The organism is Burkholderiales bacterium, from assembly GCA_036262035.1.
Taxonomy (GTDB): Bacteria; Pseudomonadota; Gammaproteobacteria; order Burkholderiales; family SG8-41; genus JAQGMV01.
In genome coordinates this window covers 122,007-148,521 of sequence record DATAJS010000032.1, presented here as the reverse complement: position 1 = coordinate 148,521, position 26,515 = coordinate 122,007, and the positions used below count along the sequence as shown (strand labels likewise).

The following is a 26,515-nucleotide window of genomic DNA, read 5'->3' as shown; positions in this document are numbered from 1 at the left end:
AAACTTTATGACTCAGGTTTCGGATTCTCTCGTCGTCGATCTCGCCTCGGTGCGCATGAGCGACGTGGCGAGCGTCGGCGGCAAGAGCGCTTCGCTCGGCGAAATGATCAGCCAGCTCGGCGCGGCCGGCGTGCGCGTGCCCGGCGGCTTCGCGACGACGGCGCACGCCTACCGCGAGTTCCTCGCGCAGAACGGTCTCGACAAGCGCATCGCGGACCGCCTGACTACGCTCGACCCCGACGACGTCAAGGCGCTCGCGGCGGCCGGCACCGAGATCCGCGGCTGGATCCTCGCGCAGCCGCTGCCCGCCGCGCTACAGCGCGACATCGCCGCCGCTTACGAGACGCTGACCGCGGGCGCCGGCACCGAAGCTTCGTTCGCGGTGCGCTCTTCCGCGACCGCCGAAGACCTCCCCGACGCGTCGTTCGCGGGCCAGCAGGAGACCTTTCTCAACGTGCACGGCCTCGACAACCTGGTCGAGGCGATCCGCCACGTCTACGCGTCGCTCTACAACGATCGCGCGATCTCGTATCGGGTGCACAAGGGTTACGCCCACGCCGAGGTCGCGCTGTCCGCGGCGATCCAGCGCATGGTGCGCAGCGACCTCGCGGCGAGCGGCGTCATGTTCACGCTCGACACCGAATCGGGGTTCGACCAGGTCGTGTTCATCACCTCCGCTTACGGCCTGGGCGAGACCGTGGTGCAGGGGCAGGTGAACCCCGACGAGTTCTACGTCTACAAGCGCGCGCTCGAATCGGGCCGGCAGGCGATCCTGCGCCGCGGACTCGGCTCGAAGGCCGTGAAGATGGTCTATACGCAGGAGAAGCAGGCGGGCCGCTCGGTGCAGACCGTTCCCGTGCCGGACGCCGACCGCAAGCGCTTCTCGATCACCGATGCGGAAGTCGAGGAGCTCGCGCGCTACGCACAGATCATCGAGAAGCACTACGGCCGCCCGATGGACATCGAATGGGGCAAGGACGGCGCCGACGGCAAGCTCTACGTGCTCCAGGCGCGCCCGGAGACCGTGAAGGCGAGCGAGCGCGTCGACACCCTGCGCCGCTATCGCCTGAAGTCGCGCTCCGAGGTCCTCGCCACCGGTCGTGCGATCGGCCAGAAGATCGGCAGCGGGCCGGTGCGGCTGGTGAAGAGCGCGGCGGAGATGGACACCGTGAAGGACGGCGACGTCCTCGTCACCGACATGACCGATCCCGACTGGGAGCCGGTGATGAAGCGCGCTTCCGCCATCGTCACCAATCGCGGGGGGCGCACCTGCCACGCCGCGATCATCGCGCGCGAGCTCGGCATCCCGGCGGTCGTCGGCTGCGGCGACGCGACGCGCGTGCTCAGGGACGGCAAGGACGTGACGGTCTCGTGCGCCGAAGGCGACACCGGGTTCGTCTACCGCGGCATCCTCGAGACCGAGGTGATCGACCTCTCGCTCGCGAAGATGCCCAAGGCGCCGGTGAAGATCACCATGAACGTCGGCAATCCGGAGCTCGCCTTCGAGTTCCAGCGCCTGCCGAACGAAGGCGTGGGGCTCGCCCGGCTGGAGTTCATCATCGCCCGCATGATCGGGGTGCACCCCAAGGCGGTGCTCGCGTATCCCGATCTGCCGGCGGACCTGAAGAGCGCGGTGGAGGAGCACGCCGCCGGCTATCCGGACCCGGTGAGCTTCTACGTCGACAAGATGGCCGAAGGCGTGGCGACGCTCGGCGCGGCGTTCTGGCCCAAGCCGGTCATCGTGCGGCTGTCGGATTTCAAGTCGAACGAGTACTCGAGCCTGACCGGCGGCTCGCGCTACGAGCCGCACGAAGAAAACCCGATGCTGGGCTTCCGCGGCACCTCGCGCTACATCTCCGAATCCTTCAGGAAGTGCTTCGAGCTGGAATGCCGCGCGATGAAGAAGGTGCGGGAAGAGATGGGCCTCACCAACGTCGAGATCATGGTGCCTTTCGTGCGCACTCTGGCCGAGGCCAACAAGGTGCTCGAGCTGCTGGCGCAGAACGGGCTGAAGCGCGGCGAGAACGGCCTGCGGGTGATCATGATGTGCGAGATCCCCGCCAACGCGGTGCTCGCCGACCAGTTCCTCGAGCACTTCGACGGTTTCTCGATCGGCTCGAACGACATGACGCAGATGACGCTCGCGCTCGACCGCGACTCGGGCGGCATCATCGCCGACGCGTTCGACGAGCGCGACCCGGCGGTCAAGCACATGCTGCACCTCGCCATCCAGGCGTGCCGCAAGGCGGGCAAGTACGTAGGGATCTGCGGCCAGGGCCCCTCCGACCATCCGGACCTCGCGAAATGGCTGATGGAGGAGGGCATCGAGAGCCTGTCACTCAACCCCGACACCGTCGTCGAGACGTGGCTGTATCTCGCCAGAGAGGAGAAAGGAGAGAGGAGAGAGGAGAAGCACTGAGGCGATCCCCGCTTTTTCGCCTCTCTCCTCTCGCCTCTCTCCTGTCCCGGATCGCGCGGCGATAGACGCCGCGCGATCCGGCGGGCTAAAATCCGCAAACGGCTTAGTAGTAATCTGATGACTAAATATATCTTTGTCACCGGTGGTGTAGTTTCCTCCCTTGGCAAAGGCATCGCCGCCGCCTCCCTCGCCGCGATCCTCGAATCGCGGGGCCTCAAAGTCTCGATGGTGAAGCTGGACCCGTACCTCAACGTGGATCCGGGCACCATGAGCCCTTTCCAGCACGGCGAAGTCTTCGTCACCGAAGACGGTGCGGAAACCGATCTCGATCTGGGCCACTACGAGCGCTTCGTCTCCACAAAAATGAGCAAGCGCAACAACTTCACCACGGGCCAGATCTACGAGAGCGTGATCCGCAAGGAGCGCCGCGGCGACTATCTCGGCGGCACGGTGCAGGTGATCCCGCACATCACCGACGAGATCAAGGCTTGCATACGGCGTGGGGTGGGCGATGCCCAGGTCGGGATGATCGAGATCGGCGGGACGGTGGGCGACATCGAGTCGCTGCCTTTCCTCGAGGCGATCCGGCAGATGGCGATCGAAGTCGGGCGCGAGAACGCCTGCTTCATCCACCTGACCCTGGTGCCCTACATCCGCTCCGCGGGCGAGATCAAGACCAAGCCCACCCAGCACTCGGTGAAAGAGCTGCGCGAGATCGGTATCCAGCCCGACGTCCTGCTCTGCCGCGCCGACCGCCCGCTGCCGGACGACGAGCGCCGCAAGATCGCGCTCTTCACCAACGTCGGCGTGGAAGCGGTGATCTCGGCGGTGGACGTCGACAGCATCTACAAGATTCCGGCGGGTCTGCACGCGCAGGACCTCGACCAGATCGTCTGTAAACGGCTCGGTCTCAACCCGCCGCCGGCGAATCTCGCGCAGTGGGACAAGCTCGTCTACGCGCTGGAGCACCCGCAGCGCACGGTCAACATCGCGATCGTCGGCAAGTACGTCGACCTGACCGAATCGTATAAATCGCTGTCCGAAGCGCTGATCCACGCCGGCATCCACACCGGCGCGCGCATCGAGATCCAGTACGTCGATTCGGAGAGCATCGAGAAAAACGGCACCGCCGCGCTCGAGCAGATGGACGCGATCCTGGTTCCGGGCGGTTTCGGCAAGCGCGGCGTCGAGGGCAAGATCGGGGCCATCCGCTACGCCCGCGAGAATCGCGTGCCGTATCTCGGCATCTGTCTCGGCATGCAGCTCGCGGTGATCGAGTATGCGCGCGACCTCGCGAAGCTCGAGGGCGCCCACAGCACCGAATTCGAGCCCGAGACACCGCACCCGGTCATCGCGCTGATCACCGAGTGGCAGGACCGCGACGGCCGCATCGAGCGCCGCGACATACAGTCGGAGCTCGGCGGCACCATGCGCCTCGGCGGGCAGGAGTGCGTGCTCCAGGAAGGCTCTCTGGTGCGCCGGATCTACGGCGCGGAGCGCATCGTCGAGCGCCACCGGCACCGTTACGAGGTCAACAACCATTACCTGCCGCGGCTGCAGGAAGCCGGTCTTGCCGTCAGCGGCACCTCGGCATCCGGGGACCTGTGCGAGATGATCGAGCTCCCGGATCATCCGTGGTTCGTGGGCTGCCAGTTCCACCCCGAGTTCACCTCGACGCCGCGCGCGGGCCATCCGCTGTTCAAGGCGTTCGTGCAGGCGGCGCTCGACAACGGCCGCACGGCGACGGGCGAAGGCGAAGCGGTCGAATCGCCCGAGCCTTTGCAGAACATCGCCTGAGGCCATGAACCTGTGCGGCTTCGAAGTCGGCCTCGATAAGCCGCTTTTCCTCATTGCCGGTCCGTGCGTCGTCGAATCGCGCCAGCTCGCGTTCGACACCGCGGGGCAGTTGAAGGAGATCGCCGCCGCGGTCGGCGTGCCGTTCATCTACAAGTCGTCGTACGACAAGGCGAACCGCAGCTCGAACAAGTCCTTCCGCGGTCTGGGCATGGACAAGGGGCTGGAGATCCTGGCCGACGTGCGCAAGGACCTCGGCATCCCGGTGCTCACCGACGTGCACGAGATCGACGAGATCGACGCGGTCGCGGCGGCGGTGGACGTGCTCCAGACGCCGGCCTTCCTCTGCCGCCAGACCGATTTCATCACCGCCGTCGCCGCTACGGCCAAGCCGGTGAACATCAAGAAAGGCCAGTTCCTCGCGCCCGGCGACATGAAGAACGTCGTCGAGAAAGCGCGGGACGCCGCGGGCAGATCGGACACGATCATGGTCTGCGAGCGCGGCGCGTCTTTCGGCTACAACAACCTCGTCTCGGACATGCGCTCGCTCGCGATCATGCGTGAGACCGGCTGTCCGGTCGTGTACGATGCGACCCACTCGGTGCAGTTGCCGGGCGGGCAGGGCAGCTCTAGCGGAGGCCAGCGCGAGTTCGTCCCGGTGCTGGCACGCGCCGCGGTCGCGAGCGGCGTCGCGGGCGTCTTCATGGAGACGCACCCTGACCCGGCCAAGGCGTTGTCGGACGGGCCGAACGCATGGCCGCTGGGACACATGAAACGGTTGCTGGAGACGCTGAAAACCATAGATGAGACCGTAAAGCGGGCGGGGTTTGCCGAGGCGCTTGTCGCGCCGACCTCTGAGCCGGACCTCGTCGCTTCGAAACAGAAATAGAACAGGAAGACTTCCAATGAGTGCGATCGTAGACGTCATCGCGCGCGAGATCATGGATTCGCGCGGCAACCCGACCGTCGAGGCCGACGTGCTGCTCGAGTCGGGCGTGCTCGGCCGTGCGGCGGCGCCTTCGGGCGCGTCCACCGGCAGCCGCGAGGCGATCGAGCTGCGCGACGGCGACAAGAAGCGCTACGGCGGCAAGGGGGTGCTCAAGGCCGTCGAGCACGTGAATACAGAGCTTTGCGAAGCGATCATCGGTGTCGACGCCACCGAGCAGACGTTCATCGACAACACGATGATCGATCTGGACGGCAGCGAGAACAAGTCGCGCCTCGGCGCCAACGCGATCCTCGCGGTGTCGATGGCGGTGGCCAAGGCCGCCGCCGAAGAGTCCGGCCTGCCGCTGCACCGCTATCTCGGCGGCGCGGGCCCGATGACGATGCCGGTGCCGATGATGAACGTCATCAACGGCGGCGCGCACGCCGACAACGGCCTCGACATGCAGGAGTTCATGATCCTGCCGCTCGCGTTCGATTCGTTCCGCGAAGCGCTGCGCTGCGGGGCGGAAGTGTTCCAGACGCTCAAGAAGATCCTGCACGACCGCGGGCTCGCCACCGCGGTGGGCGACGAAGGCGGTTTCGCGCCGCGTCTCGCCAACCACGAAGCGGCGATCCAGCTCATCATCGAAGCGATCGGCGCGGCCGGCTACAAGGTCGGCGAGGACGTAGGCCTGGGGCTCGACTGCGCGAGCTCGGAGTTTTTCAGGGACGGCCGCTACGCGATGAAATCCGAGGGCCGCAACCTGACCTCGGCGGAGTTCGTCGATTACCTCGCTGCGTGGGTCGACAAGTACCCGATCCTGTCGATCGAGGACGGCATGGCCGAGGACGACTGGGAAGGCTGGCAGATGCTGACCCGCAAGCTCGGCGACCGCGTGCAGCTCGTCGGCGACGACCTGTTCGTGACCAACACCAGGTACCTGGAGCGCGGGATCAAGGAGCACGTCGCGAACTCGATCCTGATCAAGGTGAACCAGATCGGCACGCTGACCGAAACGCTCGCCGCGATCGAGATGGCGAAGCGCGCGCGCTATACCGCGGTCGTGTCGCACCGCTCGGGCGAGACCGAGGACACCACGATCGCGGACATCGCCGTCGCCACCAACGCGATGCAGATCAAGACCGGCTCGATGTCGCGCTCGGACCGCCTCGCGAAATACAACCAGCTGCTGCGGATCGAGGAAGATCTCGGGGAGAGCGCGAGCTACCCCGGCCGCAGTGCTTTCTACCAGATCAGGTAAGGCGCTCCAGCCGCGTGCCGTGAAATGGCTGACTCTCATCCTGCTCGCACTCGTCGGCGCGATCCAGTATCCGCTATGGCTCGGCAAGGGCGGCTGGATGCGCGTGTGGGAGGTGGATCGGGAGATCGGCGCGCAGCGCGAGGTCAACGCCAAGCTGCGCACGCGTAACGGCGCGCTCGACGCCGAAGTGCGCGATCTCAAGCAGGGACTGGAGGCGATCGAGGAGCGCGCGCGCAGCGAGCTCGGCATGGTCCGCCAGGACGAGATCTTCTTCCAGGTGCTCGAAGCCACCACCACGACCGCCAAGAAAGGCACGCTCGGCGCGGATTCGCGCACGCAGTAGCGCCCCCGCAATACCTAGGTTCCCATGACAGCTTCGATACTCGACGGCGCGGCGATCGCCCGCCAGGTCTTCGCCGATCTCGCCCCGCGGCTGGCGGCGCTCAAAGCCCGCGGCGTCACGCCGGGCCTCGCGACGGTCGTCGTCGGCGACAACCCCGCTTCGCGCGTCTACGTGCGCAACAAGGCCAGGGCGTGCGAGGAGACCGGCTTGCACGCCGAAGTCCAGGCGTTTCCCGTCGAATGCACCGAGGCCGACCTCGTCGAGCGGGTGCGCGCGCTCAACGACAACCCCGCGATCCACGGCATCATCGTCCAGCTTCCGCTGCCGAAGCACATCGAGGTGCGGCGCGTGCTGCAGGCGATCGCGATCGAAAAGGACGTCGACGGCTTCAAATGGGCGAGCCTCGGCGCCATCGTCGATGCACATCCCAGGCTCGTGCCGTGCACGCCGCTCGGCGTCATGAAGATGCTCGAGCACGCCGGCGCCGCGCTCGAAAGCAGGCACGCGGTCGTGATCGGCCGCAGCAGCATCGTCGGCAAACCGATGGCGCTGCTCCTCATCAACGCCGGGGCGACGGTGACGGTGTGCAACTCGAAGACGCCGGACCTGGCGAGCTACACGCGAAACGCAGACATCCTCGTCGTGGCCGCGGGCCGCGCGAAGCTCGTCACCGCCGACATGGTGAAGCCCGGCGCGGTCGTCATCGACGTCGGCATCAATCGCAACGCCGAAGGCAAGCTCGTCGGCGACGTCGATTTCGAAGGGGTCAAGGAAGTGGCGGGGGCGATCAGCCCGGTGCCGGGCGGCGTCGGCCGCATGACCGTCGCGATGCTGGTCTCGAATACCGTGTTGGCGGCCGAGCGCGCCAACCCGTAGGTCGCGTGCTGACCGCGACGCTAACAGACCAGGCTATTGGCGAAATGAAACAGCAACTCGGGCGAGAGATACCCGCGGAACCCGAGCCACCCCAGCGTCGCCGCCACCACCGCCAGCACGACCCACGCGAGCGCGCGGCGCGCGCCGGGCGCGCTCTTGTGCTCGGGATGGGAGAAGTGCAGCCCGTGCGTGCTCATCCCGCGATTATCGCACCACATCGCGCGAGCGGCAGGCTTCCGAAGCCTCGCATAACGATAGGCCGTCACGGCCTAAGGCCGTTGCAAGCCATTGCTATAATTGCGACTTTTCGCGCCGTCACCCTGTGAGCACAGCGAGCATCCCGATCCCCGCGTCGGGCCTTTCCTTCATCGACCTGTACGAGCACGACGGATTGCAGCGCGTCGACGCACGCTTTCTCCAGCGCCTCGGCGAAGCCGACCCTTCGCTGCGCGACGCGCTGGTCCAGGCGCGGGCGAATCCCGCCGGGCTCGCCCCGAAGCAGGAGTCCGAGCTCCTCATCGCGGTAGCGCCGCACGTCGACGATTACATCGCGTGGCTGTTCGGGATCGAGCAGGAAGCGGCTGCGCTCTCGGCGCGCCATCACGAGCTCGCGCCGCTGTACGGCGTCAAGCGCAACTTCGTGCAGCGCAAGGCGATGCACAAGATCAAGGCCGAGGCGGCCGAGGCCCTCGACGGCGCCGCGCTCGCGGCCAGGCTCGAAGCGCTGACCGGTGAGCCTCTGACCGAGCTTTCGTTCGCGCGCCACGTCACCGAATGGCAGAAGGACGAGGCGGCAAACGCCGAAGCGCTCGATGCCGCGCTTCAGTACGCCGCATGGGCCGCGCAAAGCAAGGCGGGCAGGGAGAAGCACCGCGCCGGCGTGCTCTTCAAGGCGCCGCACAAGCTCGACGCGATGCACCTGGTCCCTGCGGCAGCGGTGGACGAGAGCCGGGGCTTTCGTTCGTACACCTATCCCAAAGAGAAGCTGCGCCATCGCGAGGGCTTCAAGCTCACCGATCGCGGCACCGACCTCACCGGCGCGCTCGACCACGCCAACTACTGCATCTGGTGCCACGAGCAGGGCAAGGACTCGTGCTCCAAAGGCCTGCGCGAGAAGAACGCGACCGGCCGCGGAGAAGCGTCGTTCAAGAAGAGCGTCTTCGGCGTGACGCTCGCCGGCTGCCCGCTCGACGAGAAGATCTCCGAGTTCCACAAGACCAAGACGCAGGGGCACGCGATCGGCGCGCTCGCGGTCATCACGGTCGACAACCCGATGTGCGCGGCGACCGGCCATCGCATCTGCAACGACTGCATGAAGGCGTGCATCTACCAGAAGCAGGAGCCGGTCGACATCCCGCAGGCGGAGACGCGCACGCTCAAGGACGTGCTCGCGCTGCCGTGGGGTTTCGAGATCTACGGCCTGCTCACGCGCTGGAATCCGCTCAACCTGAGGCAGCCTCTACCGGCGGCGCCTTCGGGGAAGCGCGTGCTGATCGCCGGCATGGGCCCCGCCGGCTTCTCGCTCGCGCATTACCTCATGAACGACGGCCACACCGTCGTCGGCATCGACGGCCTCAAGATCGAGCCGCTGCCGCCCGAGATCTCGGGCGTGGGACCGAACGGGGCGCGCGTGCCGTTCAAGCCCATCCGCGACGTGAACGAGCTGTACGAATCGCTCGACAACCGCGTGATGGCGGGCTTCGGCGGCGTCGCCGAGTACGGCATCACGGTGCGCTGGGACAAGAACTTCCTCAAGGTGATCCGCCTGTTGATCGAGCGCCGCAGCCGCTTCGCGCTGATCGGTGGGGTGCGCTTCGGCGGCACGGTCACCGTCGAAGAAGCGTTCGCGCTGGGCTTCGATCACGTCGCGCTCGCGATCGGCGCGGGGCGCCCGACGGTGCTCGACATGCCCAACGGCCTCGCGCGCGGCGTGCGCACCGCGTCCGACTTCCTGATGGCCTTGCAACTGACCGGTGCGGCCAAGCCCGATTCGATCGCGAACATGCAGCTACGCCTGCCGGTCGTCGTGATCGGCGGCGGCCTGACTGCCATCGACACCGCGACCGAAGCGCTCGCGTACTACCCGGTGCAGGTCGAGAAGTTCCTGCTGCGCTACGAGCTCCTCGCGCGCGAGCACGGCGAAGCGGCCGCGCGCATCGCGTGGACGGCCGAAGAGCGAGAGGTCGCCGACGAGTTCATCGCGCACGCGCGCGCGATCCGCGCCGAGCGCGCGGCGGCCGCGTCCGAAGGGCGCGCACCGCGCCTCGTCGAGCTCATCGAATCGTGGGGCGGTGTGGGCATCGCATACCGCAAGCGTCTCGTCGACAGCCCGTCGTACACCCTCAACCACGAGGAAGTGCAGAAAGCGCTGGAAGAGGGCATCACGTTCGCGGAAGGGCTGACGCCGCTGCGCGTGGAAGTCGACGGCTACGGCCACGCGCGCGCGATCCGTCTCGGTATCCAGAAGCGAACCGACGAAGGTAAGTGGGAGGACGCCGGCGAAGTCGAGCTGCGCGCGCGCACCATCCTCGTCGCGGCGGGAACGCAGCCCAACACCGTGCTCGCGCGCGAAGACGCGGAGCACTTCAAGCTCGACGGGCGCTACTTCCAGGCGGTCGACGCCGAGGGCAACGCCATACGACCGGAGAAATCGATTTCCAAGCCGACCGACGTGCGCGTGCTGCTCTCGCGCCGCGCGGACGGGCGCTGCATGAGCTACTTCGGCGACGTGCATCCGTCGTTCTTCGGCAACGTCGTGAAGGCGATCGGGTCGGCCAAGCAGGGTTATCCCATCGTCAGCCACATGCTCTCGCACGTGGAGCCCGCGTCGGGCGAATCCGACGAGCTCTTCCTCGGCCAGTTGAACGACCTGCTGCGCGCGACGGTTTACCGCGTCGAGCGCCTCACGCCGACGATCGTCGAGGTCGTGGTGCGCGCGCCGCTCGCGGCGCGGCGCTTCGAGCCGGGGCAGTTCTACCGGCTGCAGAACTTCGAGATGCTGTCGGCGGAATCCGAAGGCACGCGCCTCGCGATGGAAGGCCTCGCGCTCACCGGGGCGTGGGTCGACCGCCAGCAGGGGCTCGTCTCACTGATCGTGCTCGAGATGGGCGGCTCGTCCGATCTGTGCGCGATGCTCAAGCCCGGCGAGCCCGTGATCCTGATGGGACCGACCGGCACGCCGACGCACATCGTGCCGAACGAGACCGTCGTGCTCGCCGGCGGCGGTCTCGGCAACGCGGTGCTGTTCTCGATCGGGCAGGCGATGCGCGCGGCGGGCTGCCGCGTGCTCTACTTCGCCGCGTACAAGCACATGACCGATCGCTACAAGATCTCCGAGATCGAAGCGGCGTCGGACGCGGTGGTGTGGTGCTGCGACGAAGAGCCCGGCTTCACGCCCGATCGGCCGCAGGACAAGACCTTCGTCGGCAACGTGGTGCAGGCGATGCACGCCTACGCCGAGGGCGACCTGGGCGAGCAGCCGATTCCGTTCGCGGACGCCGATCGCCTCATCGCAATCGGCTCGGACCGCATGATGGCGGCGGTGGCGCGCGCGCGTCACGAGGTGCTGAAGCCCTATCTCAAGGAGCACCACTTCGCGATCGGCTCGATCAACTCGCCGATGCAGTGCATGATGAAAGAGATCTGCGCGCAGTGCCTGCAGCCGCACACCGACCCGGCGACGGGCAAGACGACTTATGTCTTCTCGTGCTTCAACCAGGACCAGCCGCTCGATTCGGTCGACTGGAAAGCGCTCGACCAGCGCCTGAAGCAGAACTCCACGACGGAAAAGCTCACGGCCGAGTGGATCGACCATTGCCTGGTGAAGCTCGGCGACCGGGAGATGCAACGAATCTGAACCGCGCGAGCGCGGCCTCCGCTATGATGAGCGGCGGCGCCCGACGGGGCGCCGCAGATCCGCTCCGGGGGGAGCTGTCGCATGGCCGACAACGCGGTTCCGGCGGGACATCGACTCGAAGTCGAGAGGGGCGAGCGCTTCACGTTCGGCGCGAACTGGGCGCGCTTTCTCGAGCTCCTCGATGAAGAACGGATCGCCAGCGCGGAAGCGTCGCTGCGCGAGATGCTCGAGGTCCAGGACCTCGCGGGGCGCCGCTTCATCGACGTAGGCTCGGGGAGCGGTCTCTTCAGCCTCGCCGCGTGCAGGCTGGGCGCCACCGTTCACTCCTTCGACTACGACCCGCAGTCGGTGGCGTGCACGCGCGAGCTCAAGCGCCGTTACTTTCCCGATGACACCCGGTGGCGCGTCGACGAGGCGTCGGTGCTCGACCCCGCCTATCTCGCCAGCCTTGGCCGCTTCGATATCGTCTACTCGTGGGGCGTGCTGCACCACACCGGCGCGATGTGGCAGGCGCTCGACAACGTCGTGCCGCTCGTCGCTGACGGCGGCCGTCTCTTCATAGCGCTCTATAACGACGAGGGCGGCGCGAGCCGGCGCTGGACGACCGTCAAACGGATCTACTGCAGGCTCCCGGCCGCGCTCAGAGGCGTGTTTACGGTGCTCGTCTACGCGCCGATCGAGATCCGTTACTTCCTGGTCCATCTCGTGCGCTTCCAGCTCGGCGAGTACTTCGCGGGGTTCCGCACCTACAAGCGGGGCCGCGGCATGAGCCGCATCCGCGACATGATCGACTGGATCGGCGGCTATCCCTTCGAAGTCTCCAGGCCCGGTGAGGTGTTCGACTTCTACCGCGCGCGCGGTTTCACGCTCGCCCGTCTGAAAACGGGCGAGTCCTGCAACGAGTTCGTGTTCGACAGGAGCGCGGGCGCGTAACGCGGTTACGAGCTGCGGCCGGCCGCGCGCAGCACGTCGGCGATCGTTCCCACCAGCTCGTCGATCTGCTGCTTGCTGATGATGAGCGCCGGCGACAGCGCGATGATGTCGCCCGTGGTGCGGATCATCACGTTCTTCTCGAAGCACTTGAGGAACACGTCGAACGCGCGCGCGCCGAGCTTGCCGGGGATGGACTCGAGCTCGATGCCCGCGACCAGGCCGAGGTTGCGCACGTCGGCGACGTGCGGCAGCTCGCGCAAGCTGTGCACCGCGTTCTCGAAGTACGGCGCGAGCTCGCGCGCGCGGTCGAAGAGCTTCTCTTCCTCGAAGGTATCCAGCGAGGCCAGCGCCGCCGCGCAGGCGAGGGGGTGTCCGGAATAGGTGTAGCCGTGGAAGAGCTCGATCGTGTTCTCGGCGGCCGCGTTCACGATCGCGTCGTGCACGTGCCGGCGCGCCACGACGGCGCCCATCGGCACCGCGCCGTTCGTGAGTCCCTTGGCGATGCACACCATGTCGGGCACCACGCCGAAGAGCGTCGACGCGAACGCCGAGCCCAGCCGGCCGAAACCGGTGATCACCTCGTCGAAGATGAGCAGGATGCCGTGCTTGTCACAGATCGCGCGCAGCCGCTCGAGATAGCCTTTGGGCGGGATGAGCACGCCGGTCGAGCCGGCCATCGGCTCGACGATGACCGCGGCGATGCTGGACGCGTCGTTCAGCGCGACGATGCGCGTCTCGAGCTCGTCCGCGAGGTGCGCGCCCCACGCGGGCTGGCCGCGCGAGAACGAGTTCTGCTCGAGGTTGTGCGTGTGCGGCAGATGCGCCACGTGCGGGAGCAGGTTGCCGAACGCCTTGCGGTTGTTCGGGATGCCGCCGACCGAGATGCCGCCGAAGTTCACGCCGTGGTAGCCGCGCTCGCGCCCGACGAGGATGCGCCGCGTCGGCTCGCCTTTCGCGCGGTGATAGGCGAGCGCGATCTTGAGCGCGGTATCGACCGACTCCGATCCCGAGTTGGTGAAGAAGGTGTGGTCCAGGTCGCCCGGCATCAGCGCCTTGAGGCGCTCGGCGACGCGGAAGGGACCCGGATGCCCCATCTGGAACGGCGGCGCGTAATCGAGCTCGCCCGCCTGAGCGCGGATCGCCTCGACGATCTTCGGCCGGCAATGGCCGGCGTTGGTGCACCACAGCCCCGACGTGCCGTCGAGCACGCGGCGTCCGTCGTCGGTCGTGAAGTGCATGTCCTTCGCCGCGACCAGCATCCGGGGCGCCTGTTTGAACTGCCGATTCGCCGTGAACGGCATCCAGAAGGAATCGAGGGGCGTGTCTTTGGGGTTCATGGCAGGGCGCTTTCGAGGGAGTAAAGCGTTATTTTGCTATATTCGGGCGACGCTTACAGGAATACGGTAATGGGCCGCTCGATCGTCTGCCTCACCTTCGATTTCGACGCGATCTCGGGCTGGATCGCGCGCGGGATGACCTCTCCAAGCCCGATCTCGCGGGGCGAATTCGGCCCGCACGTCGGCACGCCGCGCATTCTCGACCTGCTGAAGCGCCATGGCGTGACGAGCTCGTGGTACATCCCGGGCCACACGCTGGAAACCTATCCGGACCCGTGCCGCCGCGTCTTCGATGCCGGCCACGAGATCGGCCATCACGGCTGGACCCATCGCCCGCCTGCCACGCTCACGCGCGAGCAGGAGGAGGAAGAGCTCGTCCGGGCCAACGAGCAGATCAGGAAGCTCACCGGGCGCTACGCGCGCGGCTACCGCTCGCCGTCGTGGGACCTCTCGCCGCATTCGGTCGAGCTCCTGTTGAAACACGGCTTCGTGTACGACAGCAGCATGATGGGCGACGACTACGTCCCGTATCGCGTGCGGCAGGGCGACGTCATCACGCTGGAGAAGCCCGCAGTCTTCGGCAGCGAGACCAGGCTCCTCGAGATGCCGATCAGCTGGACGCTCGACGACTACCCGCACTTCGAGTTCCTGCGCACGCCGACCACGATCCTCCCGGGCAATATGAACGCCAACGCGGTGCTGGGCAACTGGCTGGACGACTTCCACTATCTGAACCAGAACCTCGACTGGGGCGTGATCACCTACACGTTCCACCCCTTCGTGATCGGACGCGGGCACCGCATGGTCATCCTCGACAAGCTGATCGCCACGCTCAGGGAGCAGGGCGCGGTGTTCATGACGCTCGAGGGCGCGGCGGCCGAATACGAGCGGCGGGCCGGTGGTCAGGCTCGATAGCGTCTCCAAGCATTACGGCGCGCGCGTCGCGCTGCATCCTCTTACCCTCTCGTTCGAGCGCGGCCGGACCACCGCGCTGATCGGCGCCAGCGGCTGCGGCAAGTCGACGCTGCTGCGCATGATCGTCGGGCTGGTGCGTCCCGACACCGGACAGGTCGTCATCGGCGACGACGTGCTGACCGCAGAGAACGCCGACCGCGTCCGTCACGCCATCGGTTACGTCATCCAGGAAGGCGGCCTCTTTCCCCACCTCACGTGCGCGGACAACGTCGCGCTGCTCGCGCGCCACCTCGGCTGGGAGGAAGACCGCGTCGCGCAGCGCCTCGAAGCGCTGCGCGAGATCGTCAGCATCCCGGCGGACTTGCTGGCGCGCTATCCGCAACAGCTCTCGGGCGGGCAGCGCCAGCGCGTCGGGCTCATGCGCGCGCTCATGCTCGATCCTCCGCTGCTGCTCCTCGACGAGCCGCTCGGCGCGCTCGATCCGGTGACGCGCTACGAGCTGCAGGAAGAGCTGGCCGCCATCTTCGAGAAGCTTGCCAAGACCGTGATCATCGTCACCCACGACATGGGCGAAGCGGCGTTCTTTGCCGACGACATCGTGATGCTGTACGAGGGGAAGGTCGTCCAGCGCGGCACGATCGCCGATCTGGTCGAGCGTCCGGCCGCGCCTTACGTGTCGCGCTTCGTCCAGGCGCAGCGGCCGCCGGTATGAGGCGGATAGCCGTTTTCGCGCTGGTGTGGTTGTGCGCCGCGGCGCAGGCCGAGATCAACGTCGGCTCCAAGCGCTTCACCGAGTCGTACGTCCTCGGCGAGATCCTCACGCAGAAAGCGCGCGCGGCGGGCGAGGCGGGGGTGACCCACCAGCAGGGGCTGGGCAATACCGCGGTGGTGTTCGCCGCGCTGAAGACCGGCAGCATCGATCTCTATCCCGAATACACCGGCACGCTCGCGTTCGAGCTGCTGCGGCTGGACCACGCGCCGACGCTCGACGAGCTCTCGAAGCTGCTCGCGCGCGACGGCCTCGGGGTCGCGATCCCGCTCGGTTTTTCCAACAGCTACGCGCTGGGCGTGCGGGAAGCGCGCGCGCAGGCGCTCGGGCTGACGCGCATCTCGGACCTGGTGCGGCAGCCTGCGCTCGAGCTCGGCGTCTCCCAGGAATTCCTCAATCGCAAGGACGGCTGGAACGCGCTGCGGGCGGCCTACGGCCTGCCGCAGGCGCCGCGCGGGCTCGACCACGGGCTCGCCTACGAGGCGCTGAAAGCCGGGCAGATCGACGTCATGGACGTCTACACCACCGACGCCAAGGTCGGCCGCTACGGCGTGCGCCTGTTGCAGGACGACCGGCGGTTCTTCCCGCCGTACGACGCGGTGGTCCTGTACCGCCTCGATTTTCCCCGGCGCTACCCGAAGACGTGGGCGAGCTTGAGCGAGCTGGAGAACCGCATCGATGCGAAGCGTATGGGCGAGATGAACGCCGCGGTCGAGCTGGACGGGCGGTCGTTCGCGCAGGTCGCCGGCGCATTCCTGGGCGCGCCCGCCGCGAACGCTCAGGCAGCGCGGCCGCAGGCCGCTCGCTCGTTCATGCAGGTGCTCTTCGGTCCCGATTTCGGCCGCGTGACGCTCCAGCACATCGCGCTGGTCTTCGCCTCGCTCATCCCGGCGGTCGCGGTGGGCGTGCCGCTCGGGGTCTGGGCGCATCGCTCGCGCCGGGCGGCGCCGGCGATCATGGCCGTAGTCGGGCTGCTGCAGACGATCCCGGCGCTGGCGCTGCTCGCCTTCCTCATCACGCTGATGGGGACGATCGGCGCGGTCCCGGCGGTGGTGGCGCTCTTTCTGTATGCGCTCCTGCCCATCGTGCGCAACACCGCCTCGGGCCTGGGCGACATCCCGCCCGGCGTGAGCGAATCGGCGCGGGCGCTGGGGCTGCCGTCGGGCTTCCGGCTGCGGAGGATCGAGCTGCCGCTGGCGAGCCGCAGCATCCTCGCCGGGGTCAAGACGGCGGCGGTGATCAGCGTCGGGGCCGCGACCATCGCCGCCTTCATCGGGGCCGGCGGCTACGGCGAGCGCATCGTGGCCGGGCTCGCGGTGAACGATGCTGCGGTGCTCCTCTCGGGCGCGGTGCCGGCGGCGGCGCTGGCGCTCATCGTCCAATGGGGTTTCGACCTGCTCGAGCGCCGCCTGGTGCCCGCCGGGCTGCGCCTGGGCGAGGGCGCGGGTCGCGCGTGAGGCGATGCTCAACACAGCGCGCTAACTTCATGCGCGGCCGCGTGAACTTTATCGCGCGAGCCCGGTCTGCCCTCCAGTCGCTTCGCTCCCGTGCGTCCCTAGGGGTGAGGCCGGACGGTTATACTGTCGCCTTTGTCCGGCCGGTATCACCGCTAGACTTGGAAAAAAAAGCAGGGTTCAGGGACGGAATAGATGAGCGATCGCGAGATCGATCAGCAGTTGGTCGAGCGCGCGCAGCGCGGCGACAAGCAAGCCTTCGAGCTGCTCGTAAGCAAGTACCAGCGGAAGCTCGGGCGGCTGCTCTCGCGGTTCATCCGGGATCCGACCGAGGTCGAGGATGTCACGCAGGAGGCCTTCATCAAGGCCTACCGGGCGCTGCCGTCGTTCCGCGGGGATAGCGCGTTTTATACGTGGCTGTACAGAATAGGAATCAACACCGCCAAGAACTACCTGGTGGCGATGGGACGCAGGGCGCCCACGACCACCGACATCGACAGCGAAGAAGCCGAAGGCTTCGAGGACGGAGACCAGCTCCGCGACCTGAACACGCCGGAAAACGAGATGATGAGCCGGCAGGTCGCGGAAACGGTGAACCAAACACTGGAAGAACTGCCAGAAGAGTTACGCACCGCCATCACCCTTCGGGAGATCGAGGGGTTGAGCTACGAGGACATCGCCAACATCATGAATTGTCCTATCGGCACGGTGCGATCGAGGATATTCCGCGCGCGTGAGGCGATCGCGGAGCGACTGCGACCGCTGCTCGGCACGCGCAAGGACAGGAGATGGTAGAGATGGATGGCGTATCCGCATTGATGGACGGCGAGCTGGACGAGCATCCGGCCCGCGGCGTACTGGCGAAGATCAAGGAGGACCCGGAGCTGCGCGAGCGCTGGGAAACCTATCATCTGATCAGCGACGCGCTCAAACGCGAGCCGCTGCTGTCGCCTTTACTCTCTTCTTCGGGTTTCTCCGCGGCGTTCGCCGAACGCCTCGAGGCCGAGCCCACCATCCTCGCGCCGAAGAAGACCGTCCTCACCCCCAGGCGGGTCACCACCTACGCGCTGTCCGCGGCGGCCTCGGTCTCCGCGGCCGCGCTCGTCGCCTGGGTCGCGCTGAGCGGCTCCGAGCAGTCGCCGTCCCAGATCGCCAAGTCCGAGCCGGTGCCGAACGCCATCGTGGTTCCGGCGAGCGTGTCGAGCGACAGCTCGATGAACCAGTACTTCCTCCTGCATCAGGGTGTCTCCCCCAGCAGCGAATTCCAGGGTGTGGCGCCGTACATCCGCAGCGTGAGCGCGGTTCGACCCGCCGAGCAGGGCCGCTGAACGCGTGAACGCAGGCAGCTCCAGGTCACACCGCTGCGCACTGCTGTTCCTGGTGTGCGCGGGCGCGGCGCAAGCCGCTGAAACTCCCGCCCACGCCGACCCGATGGCGTGGCTGAAGAAGATGGCGACGTCCTCGCGCCAGCAGAACTACAGCGGGACGATCGTCTACCAGCACGGCAACAGCGTCGAAACCTCCCGCGTCGCGCATTTCGTCAATCCCTCCGGCGGAGAATTCGAGAAGCTCGAAACGCTCGACGGCCCGGCGCGCGAAGTGATCCGCAGCAACGAGCAGGTCATCTGCTATCTGCCCAACGCGAAGACCGTGCTGATCGAGGACCGCAACCGCAGCGCGCGCAACTTTCCGGCGCTGGTTCCCGAATCCCTCCACGGCATCAGCGAGAACTACCGCATCAAGGCTGACGGCGTCGACCGGGTCGCGGGCTACGACTGCCAGTGGATCGCGCTGGAGCCCAAGGACCATCTCCGATACGGCCGACGCTTTTGCGCCGATCTCGGGACGGCGCTGCCGCTGCGCGCGCAGACCCTGAACGAGCGCGGGGAGACGATCGAATCGTTCGGCTTCACGCAGATCACGCTCGGCGGCGCGTTCAGCCGCGACAAGGTGAAGTCGAGGTACGCCGAGAAGAGCCGTTCGCAGAACTGGCGTGTCGACCGTTCGGCGTTCGCGGTGCCGCAGCCGACGCCGGCCGATACCGGCTGGGCAGTATCCAGGTCGTTCCCGGGCTTCAAGAAGATGATGGAAGCCAAGCGCTCGCTCGGCGGCAAGCCCGGCGCGCTGTCGCAGATCGTGCTGTCCGACGGGATCGCGGCGGTCTCCATATTCATCGAACCGATGCCGTCGGTTCCGCCGACGCAGTCGCTGTCGCATCAGGGTGCGGTCAACATCTACAAGCGGCCCCACGGCAACCACGTCGTGACCGTGCTGGGCGAGGCGCCCGCCGCGACGATCATGCAGATCGCGAACTCGGTCGAGCCCAAGCACTCGACGGCCGCGGCCAGCGCGCCGCAGTGACATTCACCTGACGCTCACGTTCCCGGCTTCGCTTGCGCAACAGGGGTTATCACGGGACGCACGCGGTGCGTCCGCGTCTTGTACCATTACCAATTCGAATAAATCGGGTCTTCACATGCTGAAACGATTCGTCGCCGCTCTGATCTTCCTCATCCCGCTGCAGGTGTTCGCGCAGCTTCCGGATTTCACCGATCTCGTCGAGAAGTCCGGCGGCGCGGTGGTGAACATCAGCACCACCATGAAGAGCACCAACCCGCTCGCGCAGCGCGGCGGGCCGAACATCCCGGAGGACGATCCGTTCTACGAATTCTTCCGGCGCTTCATGCCCAACCCCGGCCCCGGCGCGCCGCGCGAATTCCAGTCGCAGTCGCTCGGCTCGGGCTTCATCATCAGCGCCGACGGCTACGTCCTGACCAACGCGCACGTCGTCGACCAGGCCGACGAGATCACGGTCAAGCTCACCGACAAGCGCGAGCTCAAGGCGAAGGTGATCGGCGCCGACCGCCGCACCGACATCGCGCTCCTGAAGATCGACGCGAACGGGCTGCCGTTCGTGCGCTTCGGCGACCCCAACAAGCTGCGCGTGGGCGAATGGGTGGTGGCGATCGGCTCGCCGTTCGGATTCGAGAACAGCGTGACCGCCGGCATCGTCAGCGCCAAGGGCCGCTCGCTGCCGCAGGAGAACTTCGTTCCCTTCATCCAGACCGACGTCGCGGTGAACCCCGGCAACTCGGGCGGTCCGCTCTTCAACCTGCGCGGCGAAGTCGTCGGCATCAACTCGGCGATCTACAGCCGCACCGGCGGATTCATGGGCCTTTCGTTCGCGATTCCCATCGACGTCGCCAACGACATCGCCCAGCAGCTCAAGTCGACCGGACGCGTGATCCGCGGCCGCATCGGCGTGGTCATTCAACCGGTGACCAAGGAGCTTGCTGACGGCTTCGGCCTGCAAAAACCCGCCGGCGCGCTGGTGAACTCGGTGGAGAAAGGCGGTCCGGCGGAGAAGGCCGGCGTCGAGCCGGGCGACGTCATCCTGCGCTTCGACGGCAAGCCCGTCGCGTCCTCGGAAGACCTTCCCCGCGTCGTCGGCGCTACCAAGCCCGGCACCCGGGTGACCATGCAGCTCTGGCGCAACAAGCAGCCGCGCGAGGTGCAGGTCGTGGTCGCCGAGCTGCCGGACGATCGCGCCGCAGCGGCCGCTCAGAAGCGCGGTGCGAAGCCGCCGGCCGGCGTGCCCGGCGTGCTCGGCATGACGCTGCAGGAGCTCACCGACGCGCAGCGCAAGGAGCTCAAGGTCGAAGGCGGCGTGCTGGTGAGCGAGGTGCAGGGCGCCGCCGCCCGCGCCGGCATCCGCCGCGGCGATGTCATCCTGCAGGTCAACAACCAGGAAGTGAAGTCGGTCGAGCAGTTCACCCAGCTGATGCAGCAGGTGGAGAAAGGCCGGATCGTCGCGCTGCTCGTGCGCCGCGCCGGGAACTCAATCTACATCCCGTTCCGGGTGGACGGCCAGTAAACGTGGACCACGCGCCCGCGGACGCGGCGGGCGCAGGCCGCGTAACCGTCACCCTGACGGTCTACAGCCGGAGCTACTGTCATCTCTGCGACGAGATGATCGCGGGCCTGCGCACCTTGCAGGCCCGTTTTGCGTTCTCGCTCGCGATCGTCGATGTCGACGAGGACGACGCGCTCGAAGCGCGCTACGGGGAGGACACCCCGGTGCTCGCGCACGGCGAGCACGCGCTCTGCCGGCACCGGCTGGACGCGCGTCGCGTTACTGAATACCTGGCCAAAATCGGCTAAAATTAAGCGCTTATAGCTCTATCGAGGGCACCTGGATCCAAAACAGGTGCCCTTTCTCATGCAGCATATCCGCAACTTCTCCATCATCGCGCACATCGACCACGGCAAGTCGACGCTCGCCGACCGCATCATCCAGGCGTGCGGCGGGCTGTCGGACCGCGAGATGGAAGCGCAGGTGCTCGACTCGATGGACCTCGAGCGCGAGCGCGGCATCACGATCAAGGCCCAGACCGCGGCGCTCAATTACAAGGCGAGCGACGGCAGGATCTACCAGCTCAACCTGATCGACACCCCGGGGCACGTCGACTTCTCGTACGAGGTCTCGCGCTCGCTTTCGGCGTGCGAGGGCGCGGTGCTGGTCGTCGACGCCTCGCAAGGCGTGGAGGCGCAGACCGTCGCGAACTGCTACACCGCGATCGAGCTCGGCGTCGAGGTGGTGCCCGCGCTCAACAAGATGGACCTCCCGCAGGCCGACCCGCCGCGGGTGATCGCCGAGATCGAGGACATCATCGGCATCCCCGCGCAGGACGCGATCAAGGTGAGCGCCAAGACCGGCGAAGGGGTGCCGGACATCCTCGAAGCGGTGATCGCGCGCATCCCGCCGCCCAAAGGCGATCCTTCGATGCCCCTCAAGGCGCTCATCATCGATTCGTGGTTCGACAATTACGTCGGCGTCGTCATGCTGGTGCGGGTCGTCGACGGCAGGTTGAAGCCCAAGGACAAGCTCCAGTTCATGGCGACCGGCGCGAGCTATCTCTGCGAGCAGGTCGGGGTCTTCACGCCCAAGTCGCGGCAGAAGGAATCGCTGTCGGCGGGGGAAGTGGGCTTCGTCATCGCCGGCATCAAGGAGCTCAAGGCGGCACAGGTGGGCGATACGCTCACGCTCGCGGGCGCGCCGGCGGCCGAGGCGCTGCCCGGATTCAAGGAGATCAAGCCGCAGGTCTTCGCGGGCCTGTACCCGGTCGATTCGAGCGAGTACGACGCGCTGCGCGACGCGCTGGAAAAGCTCCACCTGAACGACTCGTCGCTGCGCTACGAGCCCGAATCGTCGCAGGCGCTGGGCTTCGGGTTCCGCTGCGGCTTCCTCGGCCTCCTGCACATGGACATCGTGCAGGAGCGGCTCGAGCGCGAGTACGGCATGTCGCTCATCACCACCGCGCCGACGGTGGTCTACCAGGTGGCGATGCGCGACGGCAGCGTGATCGAGATCGAGAATCCGTCGCGCCTGCCCGACCAGACGCTGATCGACGAGATCCGCGAGCCGATGATCAAGGCGTCGATCCTCGTGCCGCAGGAATACGTCGGCGCGGTGATCACGCTGTGCACGCAGAAGCGCGGCACGCAGAAGAACATGCAGTACCTCGGGCGGCAGGTGATGCTCACCTACGAGCTGCCGCTGAACGAAGTCGTGATGGACTTCTTCGACCGGCTCAAGTCGGTGTCGCGCGGCTACGCCTCGCTCGACTACGAGTTCATCGAGTATCGCGCGGGCGACCTCGTCAAGCTCGACATCCTCATCAACGGCGACAAGGTCGACGCGCTGTCGCTGATCGTGCATCGCGAGAACGCGACGTATCGAGGCCGCGAGATCGCCTCCAAGATGCGCTCGCTGCTGCCGCGGCAGATGTTCGACATCGCGGTGCAGGCTGCGATCGGCGCGCACATCATCGCCCGCGAGACGGTCAAGGCGCTGCGCAAGAACGTGCTGGCGAAGTGTTACGGCGGCGACATCACGCGCAAGAAGAAGCTGCTGGAGAAGCAGAAAGAAGGCAAGAAGCGCATGAAGCAGGTGGGCAACGTCGAGATTCCGCAGGAAGCGTTCCTGGCGATCTTGCAGGTGGAGAAGTAAGGTTCGTGAAACGTGAAAAGTGAAAAGTGAAACGTAAACGTCCGATCAAGCCGCCGGACGCGGGTACATCCGGGGACGCACGTTTCACGTTTCACATGTCACGTTTCACGGGTCACCGTTCACGAGAAAAACAATGAATTTTGCATTGATCATGTTCGTGCTGCTGGTCGTGACCGGCGCCATCTGGCTGCTCGACTATGCCGTCCTCGCCAAGCGGCGCGTCGCCGACACGCGCGAGCCGTGGTGGGTCGAGTATCCGAAGAGCTTCTTTCCCGTCATCCTCGTGGTCTTCCTGCTGCGCTCGTTCCTCGTCGAGCCGTTCAAGATCCCTTCGGGCTCGATGCTGCCGACGCTGCTCGTGGGGGATTTCATCCTCGTCAACAAATTCACGTACGGGATCCGTCTACCGGTGATCAACATGAAGATCGTCGACGTCAACGAGCCCAAGCGCGGCGAGGTGATGGTCTTCCGCTACCCGGTCAACCCTTCGCTCGACTACATCAAGCGCGTGGTGGGTCTGCCGGGGGACGAGGTCGTGTACCGGAACAAGCGCCTCACCGTGAACGGCCGGGAGATGCCCGTCAAGGCCGACGGCGAGTTCAACTACGTCGAAAGCGGGCTGAACTTCGTGCCGACCCAGCGCTTCCAGGAGAAGCTCGGCGAGCACCAGCATGCGATCCTCATACAGAAGGAGCAGCCGCCGGTGCAGCTGTCGGGAGTGGGCAACTTTCCGTCTCGCGATAATTGCGCCTACAATGACGAGGGGTTCACGTGCAAGGTGCCGCCCGGTCATTACTTCATGATGGGCGACAACCGCGACAGCAGCAGCGACAGCCGCTACTGGGGATTCGTCCCCGAGGAGAACATCGTCGGGAAGGCCTTTCTGATCTGGTGGAACTTCGACGAGTTCAGGCGCATCGGCCGCGGGATCGAATGAGAAGGGGAGCCATGAACAGACAGAAGGGGCTGAGCCTCAGCGGGCTCATCGTGCTGGGCTTCATCGTCGTGCTCGTGGCGATCGGCGGCTTCAAGCTCGTTCCGGTCTACCTCGAGTACAACAGGATCAAGACGATCTTCAAGAGCATGTCCGAGGACCCCGCGCTGCGCAAGGCGAGCCGCGGCGAGCTCGACCGCTCGTGGAGCTCCCGCACCATGGTCGACGACGTGAAGAACCTCGACGGCTCGGCCATCGAGTACGCCAAGGATGCGAACGGCCTGCACGTTTCCGCCGACTACTCGGTCAAGGTGAAGCTCTTCGCCAACGTCAACGCGTGCATCGATTTCCATCCGACGTCCGATTAACGATGGCGACGGGCCGATCTCCGCTGCAATGGACCTGCAAGGCTTCGAGCTCGCGATCGGGTACCGCTTCAAACAGCCGGGGCTGCTCGCCCGGGCGCTGACCCACCGCAGCTACGGCGCGGAGCACAACGAGCGCCTCGAGTTCCTCGGCGACAGCGTGGTCAACTGCGCGGTCGCGCTGGAGCTCTACCGCAAATTTCCCGGACTCACCGAAGGCGAGCTGTCGCGCCTGCGCGCATCGCTCGTGTCGCAGCCCTCGCTCGCCGGCATCGCGTCCGAGTCCGGCTTCGGCCGCCACCTGCGGCTGGGCGAAGGGGAGCTCAGGAGCGGCGGCGCCCGGCGTCCGTCGATGCTTGCCGACGCGGTCGAGGCGGTGATCGGCGCGGCGTTCCTGGACGGCGGCTTCGACGCCGCGCACGGCATCGTCGCGCGGCTCTTCAGCGACGCGCTGTCGAAGATCGACCCGCAGACCAGCGGCAAGGACGCCAAGACGCTGCTCCAGGAATTCCTGCAGAGCCGCCGCATGGCGCTGCCGCGCTACAGCGTCATCGCCATACACGGCGAGGCGCACGAACAGCTTTTCGAAGTGGAGTGCGAAGTGAAAGAGTTGGACATCCGCTGCCGCGGCACCGGCGCGAGCCGGCGCAGCGCCGAGCAGCAGGCGGCGCGCGCGGTCTACGAGCGCGCGGCGACATGAGTGTAGCCCCGGGTCACCGCGCGGGTCTGGTCGCCATCGTCGGCCGGCCGAACGTCGGCAAGTCGACGCTGCTCAACCACCTCGTGGGGCAGAAGATCAGCATCACGTCGCGCAAGCCGCAGACGACCCGCCACCGCATCAACGGCATCCTCACGGTGCCTGCGGGGCAGCTCGTGTTCGTCGACACCCCGGGTTTCCAGACCCAGCATCGCTCGACGATGAACCGGCTCATGAACCGCTCGGTGCGCACCGCGCTGGAAGAGGTCGACGCGGTCGTGTGGGTGATCGAGGCGGGACGCTTCGACGCGCGCGACGAAGCGCTGTTGAAGCTCATGCCCGAGAAGGTGCCGGTGGTGCTCGCGATGAACAAGATCGACAAGGTGAAGGACAAGCGCACGCTGCTGCCTTTCACGAAAGCGATGAGCGAGCGCCACCCGTTCACCGCCATCGTGCCGGTGTCCGCCGAGCGCGGACAGCAGGTCGAAGACCTCGTGCGCGAGATCGTGCCCCTCCTGCCCGAAGGCGAGCGCCTGTACGACGAGGACGAGATCACCACGCACTCGGAGCGCTTCCTGGCGAGCGAGATCGTGCGCGAGAAGCTCTTCCGGCTGCTCGGCGAAGAAGTGCCGTACTCGACCGCGGTGGAAGTGGAGAAGTTCGAGACGACCGACACGCTGCGCCGCATCCACGTCGCCATCCTCGTCGACAAGCCGAACCAGAAGCCGATCATCATCGGCAAGGACGGCGAGAAGCTCAAAGCGGTCGGCACGCAGGCGCGCAAGGACATGGAGAAGCTGTTCGGCGGCAAGGTCTTCCTCGAGACCTTCGTGCGCGTGAAGAGCGGGTGGGCGGACGACGCGGCGACGCTGAAGCGCATGGGTATCGAGTGAGCACACGGGACGCCACGCGGCAGGATGCGCAGCCCGCGTTCGTCCTGCACAGCTACCCGTTCAAGGAGACGAGCCTCGTCGTCGAGCTCCTGTCGCGCGACTTCGGCCGCGTCGCGGTGGTCGCCAAAGGCGCGCGGCGTCCGAAGTCGGCTCTGCGCGGCGTGCTGCTCGCGTTCCAGCCGCTGCTCGTGTCGTGGTCGGGCAAAGGCGAGCTGCACACGCTGATCCGCGCCGAATGGCACGGCGGCTATCACCCGCTGAAGGGGCTTTCGCTCATCTGCGGCTTCTACCTGAACGAGCTCATGCTGAAGCTCCTCGCGCGGCACGACGCACACGAGCGGCTGTTCGACCACTACGCCGAGACGCTGCTGGAGCTCGCGCCGGGCGGCGACCACGCGCGCATCCTGCGCGGGTTCGAGAAGAGCCTGCTGTCCGAGCTCGGCTACGCGGTGACGCTCGACCGCGACGTCGACACCGGACAGCCGATCGCCGCCGAGGCGCGTTACACCTATCTGCTCGAGAAAGGACCGGTCCGCGCAGGGCCGGATGCCGGGAGAAACGGGGTAGAATTGGTCGGCCAGACTTTGCTCGACATGCAATCGAACGATTATCGGAGCGCGACCACCCTTGCGCAGAGCAAAGCGCTGATGCGTTTGCTCATCAACCACCATCTCGGCGACCAGGAGCTCCACACGCGCCAGCTGTTGCGGGACCTTCAGGAGCTCTAGCGT

At 66.6% G+C, this 26,515-nt stretch carries 23 protein-coding genes and 1 pseudogene; 22 read left to right on the top strand and 2 right to left on the bottom strand.

The annotated features are described in order from the left end of the window. Window positions 1-7: 7 nt before the first annotated feature. The 6 genes from ppsA to VHP37_32625 all read left to right on the top strand — a co-directional run bounded on the left by ppsA (window position 8) and on the right by VHP37_32625 (window position 7,621). The gene (gene ppsA, locus VHP37_32650; protein ID HEX2831128.1) at window positions 8-2,419 is read left to right on the top strand and encodes a phosphoenolpyruvate synthase; all 2,412 of its coding nucleotides are present in this window, start codon (window positions 8-10) and stop codon (window positions 2,417-2,419) included. A 117-nt stretch (window positions 2,420-2,536) separates the two neighbouring features. Next, on the top strand, window positions 2,537-4,216 hold the full coding sequence (locus VHP37_32645) for a CTP synthase (GenBank protein HEX2831127.1): 1,680 nt from the start codon (window positions 2,537-2,539) through the stop codon (window positions 4,214-4,216). A 4-nt stretch (window positions 4,217-4,220) separates the two neighbouring features. After that, window positions 4,221-5,102, top strand: a complete 882-nt coding sequence (gene kdsA, locus VHP37_32640; protein ID HEX2831126.1) for a 3-deoxy-8-phosphooctulonate synthase — start codon at window positions 4,221-4,223, stop codon at window positions 5,100-5,102. Between the two features lie 16 nt (window positions 5,103-5,118). After that, on the top strand, window positions 5,119-6,402 hold the full coding sequence (eno, locus tag VHP37_32635; protein ID HEX2831125.1) for a phosphopyruvate hydratase: 1,284 nt from the start codon (window positions 5,119-5,121) through the stop codon (window positions 6,400-6,402). A 19-nt stretch (window positions 6,403-6,421) separates the two neighbouring features. Beyond that, window positions 6,422-6,745, top strand: coding sequence for a cell division protein FtsB (gene ftsB / locus VHP37_32630; GenBank protein HEX2831124.1), 324 nt, complete (start codon window positions 6,422-6,424; stop codon window positions 6,743-6,745). 24 nt (window positions 6,746-6,769) lie between these two features. Then, on the top strand, window positions 6,770-7,621 hold the full coding sequence (locus VHP37_32625) for a bifunctional methylenetetrahydrofolate dehydrogenase/methenyltetrahydrofolate cyclohydrolase (protein HEX2831123.1): 852 nt from the start codon (window positions 6,770-6,772) through the stop codon (window positions 7,619-7,621). A 20-nt stretch (window positions 7,622-7,641) separates the two neighbouring features. Here VHP37_32625 and VHP37_32620 read toward each other — a convergent pair whose 3' ends face one another. Further along, a complete protein-coding gene (locus VHP37_32620; protein ID HEX2831122.1) occupies window positions 7,642-7,818 on the bottom strand; it encodes a hypothetical protein in 177 nt (58 codons plus the stop codon). Window positions 7,819-7,943: 125 nt separating this feature from the next. Here VHP37_32620 and VHP37_32615 point away from each other — a divergent pair, with 125 nt between their 5' ends. Next, window positions 7,944-11,477: an FAD-dependent oxidoreductase gene (locus tag VHP37_32615; protein HEX2831121.1), complete on the top strand. Its 3,534-nt coding sequence runs from the start codon at window positions 7,944-7,946 to the stop codon at window positions 11,475-11,477. A gap of 81 nt (window positions 11,478-11,558) precedes the next feature. Beyond that, window positions 11,559-12,410 carry a class I SAM-dependent methyltransferase gene (locus VHP37_32610; GenBank protein ID HEX2831120.1) on the top strand — a complete coding sequence of 284 codons (852 nt, stop codon included), beginning with the start codon at window positions 11,559-11,561 and terminating at the stop codon, window positions 12,408-12,410. A 5-nt stretch (window positions 12,411-12,415) separates the two neighbouring features. Here VHP37_32610 and VHP37_32605 read toward each other — a convergent pair whose 3' ends face one another. Beyond that, entirely contained in the window at window positions 12,416-13,747 is a 1,332-nt protein-coding gene (locus VHP37_32605; protein HEX2831119.1) for an aspartate aminotransferase family protein, read from the bottom strand. Between the two features lie 69 nt (window positions 13,748-13,816). Between VHP37_32605 and VHP37_32600 the strand changes: the two genes are divergently transcribed. The 14 genes and pseudogenes from VHP37_32600 to recO all read left to right on the top strand — a co-directional run bounded on the left by VHP37_32600 (window position 13,817) and on the right by recO (window position 26,512). Further along, window positions 13,817-14,662 (top strand): polysaccharide deacetylase, encoded by an 846-nt coding sequence (locus tag VHP37_32600; protein HEX2831118.1) that lies wholly within the window; start codon window positions 13,817-13,819, stop codon window positions 14,660-14,662. Beyond that, window positions 14,646-15,374, top strand: a complete 729-nt coding sequence (locus VHP37_32595) for an ATP-binding cassette domain-containing protein (protein HEX2831117.1) — start codon at window positions 14,646-14,648, stop codon at window positions 15,372-15,374. The genes VHP37_32600 and VHP37_32595 overlap by 17 nt, the downstream gene beginning before the upstream one ends. Beyond that, window positions 15,371-16,888: a glycine betaine ABC transporter substrate-binding protein gene (locus VHP37_32590; protein ID HEX2831116.1), complete on the top strand. Its 1,518-nt coding sequence runs from the start codon at window positions 15,371-15,373 to the stop codon at window positions 16,886-16,888. The genes VHP37_32595 and VHP37_32590 overlap by 4 nt, the downstream gene beginning before the upstream one ends. A gap of 192 nt (window positions 16,889-17,080) precedes the next feature. Further along, complete coding sequence (gene rpoE, locus VHP37_32585; protein ID HEX2831115.1) at window positions 17,081-17,680, top strand: RNA polymerase sigma factor RpoE; 600 nt, start codon at window positions 17,081-17,083, stop codon at window positions 17,678-17,680. Window positions 17,681-17,682: 2 nt separating this feature from the next. After that, a complete protein-coding gene (locus VHP37_32580) occupies window positions 17,683-18,213 on the top strand; it encodes a sigma-E factor negative regulatory protein (GenBank protein HEX2831114.1) in 531 nt (176 codons plus the stop codon). A gap of 4 nt (window positions 18,214-18,217) precedes the next feature. Then, on the top strand, window positions 18,218-19,246 hold the full coding sequence (locus VHP37_32575) for a MucB/RseB C-terminal domain-containing protein (GenBank protein HEX2831113.1): 1,029 nt from the start codon (window positions 18,218-18,220) through the stop codon (window positions 19,244-19,246). Window positions 19,247-19,361: 115 nt separating this feature from the next. Then, window positions 19,362-20,759, top strand: coding sequence for a DegQ family serine endoprotease (locus VHP37_32570; protein HEX2831112.1), 1,398 nt, complete (start codon window positions 19,362-19,364; stop codon window positions 20,757-20,759). A gap of 2 nt (window positions 20,760-20,761) precedes the next feature. Next, window positions 20,762-21,046: a glutaredoxin family protein gene (locus tag VHP37_32565; protein ID HEX2831111.1), complete on the top strand. Its 285-nt coding sequence runs from the start codon at window positions 20,762-20,764 to the stop codon at window positions 21,044-21,046. Window positions 21,047-21,104: 58 nt separating this feature from the next. Then, the gene (gene lepA, locus VHP37_32560) at window positions 21,105-22,895 is read left to right on the top strand and encodes a translation elongation factor 4 (protein HEX2831110.1); all 1,791 of its coding nucleotides are present in this window, start codon (window positions 21,105-21,107) and stop codon (window positions 22,893-22,895) included. Window positions 22,896-23,028: 133 nt separating this feature from the next. Continuing rightward, complete coding sequence (gene lepB, locus VHP37_32555; protein HEX2831109.1) at window positions 23,029-23,832, top strand: signal peptidase I; 804 nt, start codon at window positions 23,029-23,031, stop codon at window positions 23,830-23,832. A gap of 11 nt (window positions 23,833-23,843) precedes the next feature. Then, window positions 23,844-24,197 carry a DUF4845 domain-containing protein gene (locus VHP37_32550; GenBank protein ID HEX2831108.1) on the top strand — a complete coding sequence of 118 codons (354 nt, stop codon included), beginning with the start codon at window positions 23,844-23,846 and terminating at the stop codon, window positions 24,195-24,197. 28 nt (window positions 24,198-24,225) lie between these two features. Continuing rightward, a pseudogene (gene rnc / locus VHP37_32545) lies at window positions 24,226-24,867 on the top strand (ribonuclease III). Window positions 24,868-24,890: 23 nt separating this feature from the next. Further along, window positions 24,891-25,784 carry a GTPase Era gene (gene era / locus VHP37_32540; protein ID HEX2831107.1) on the top strand — a complete coding sequence of 298 codons (894 nt, stop codon included), beginning with the start codon at window positions 24,891-24,893 and terminating at the stop codon, window positions 25,782-25,784. Continuing rightward, the gene (recO, locus tag VHP37_32535) at window positions 25,781-26,512 is read left to right on the top strand and encodes a DNA repair protein RecO (protein ID HEX2831106.1); all 732 of its coding nucleotides are present in this window, start codon (window positions 25,781-25,783) and stop codon (window positions 26,510-26,512) included. Before era ends, recO begins: the two co-directional genes overlap by 4 nt. Window positions 26,513-26,515: the final 3 nt, after the last annotated feature.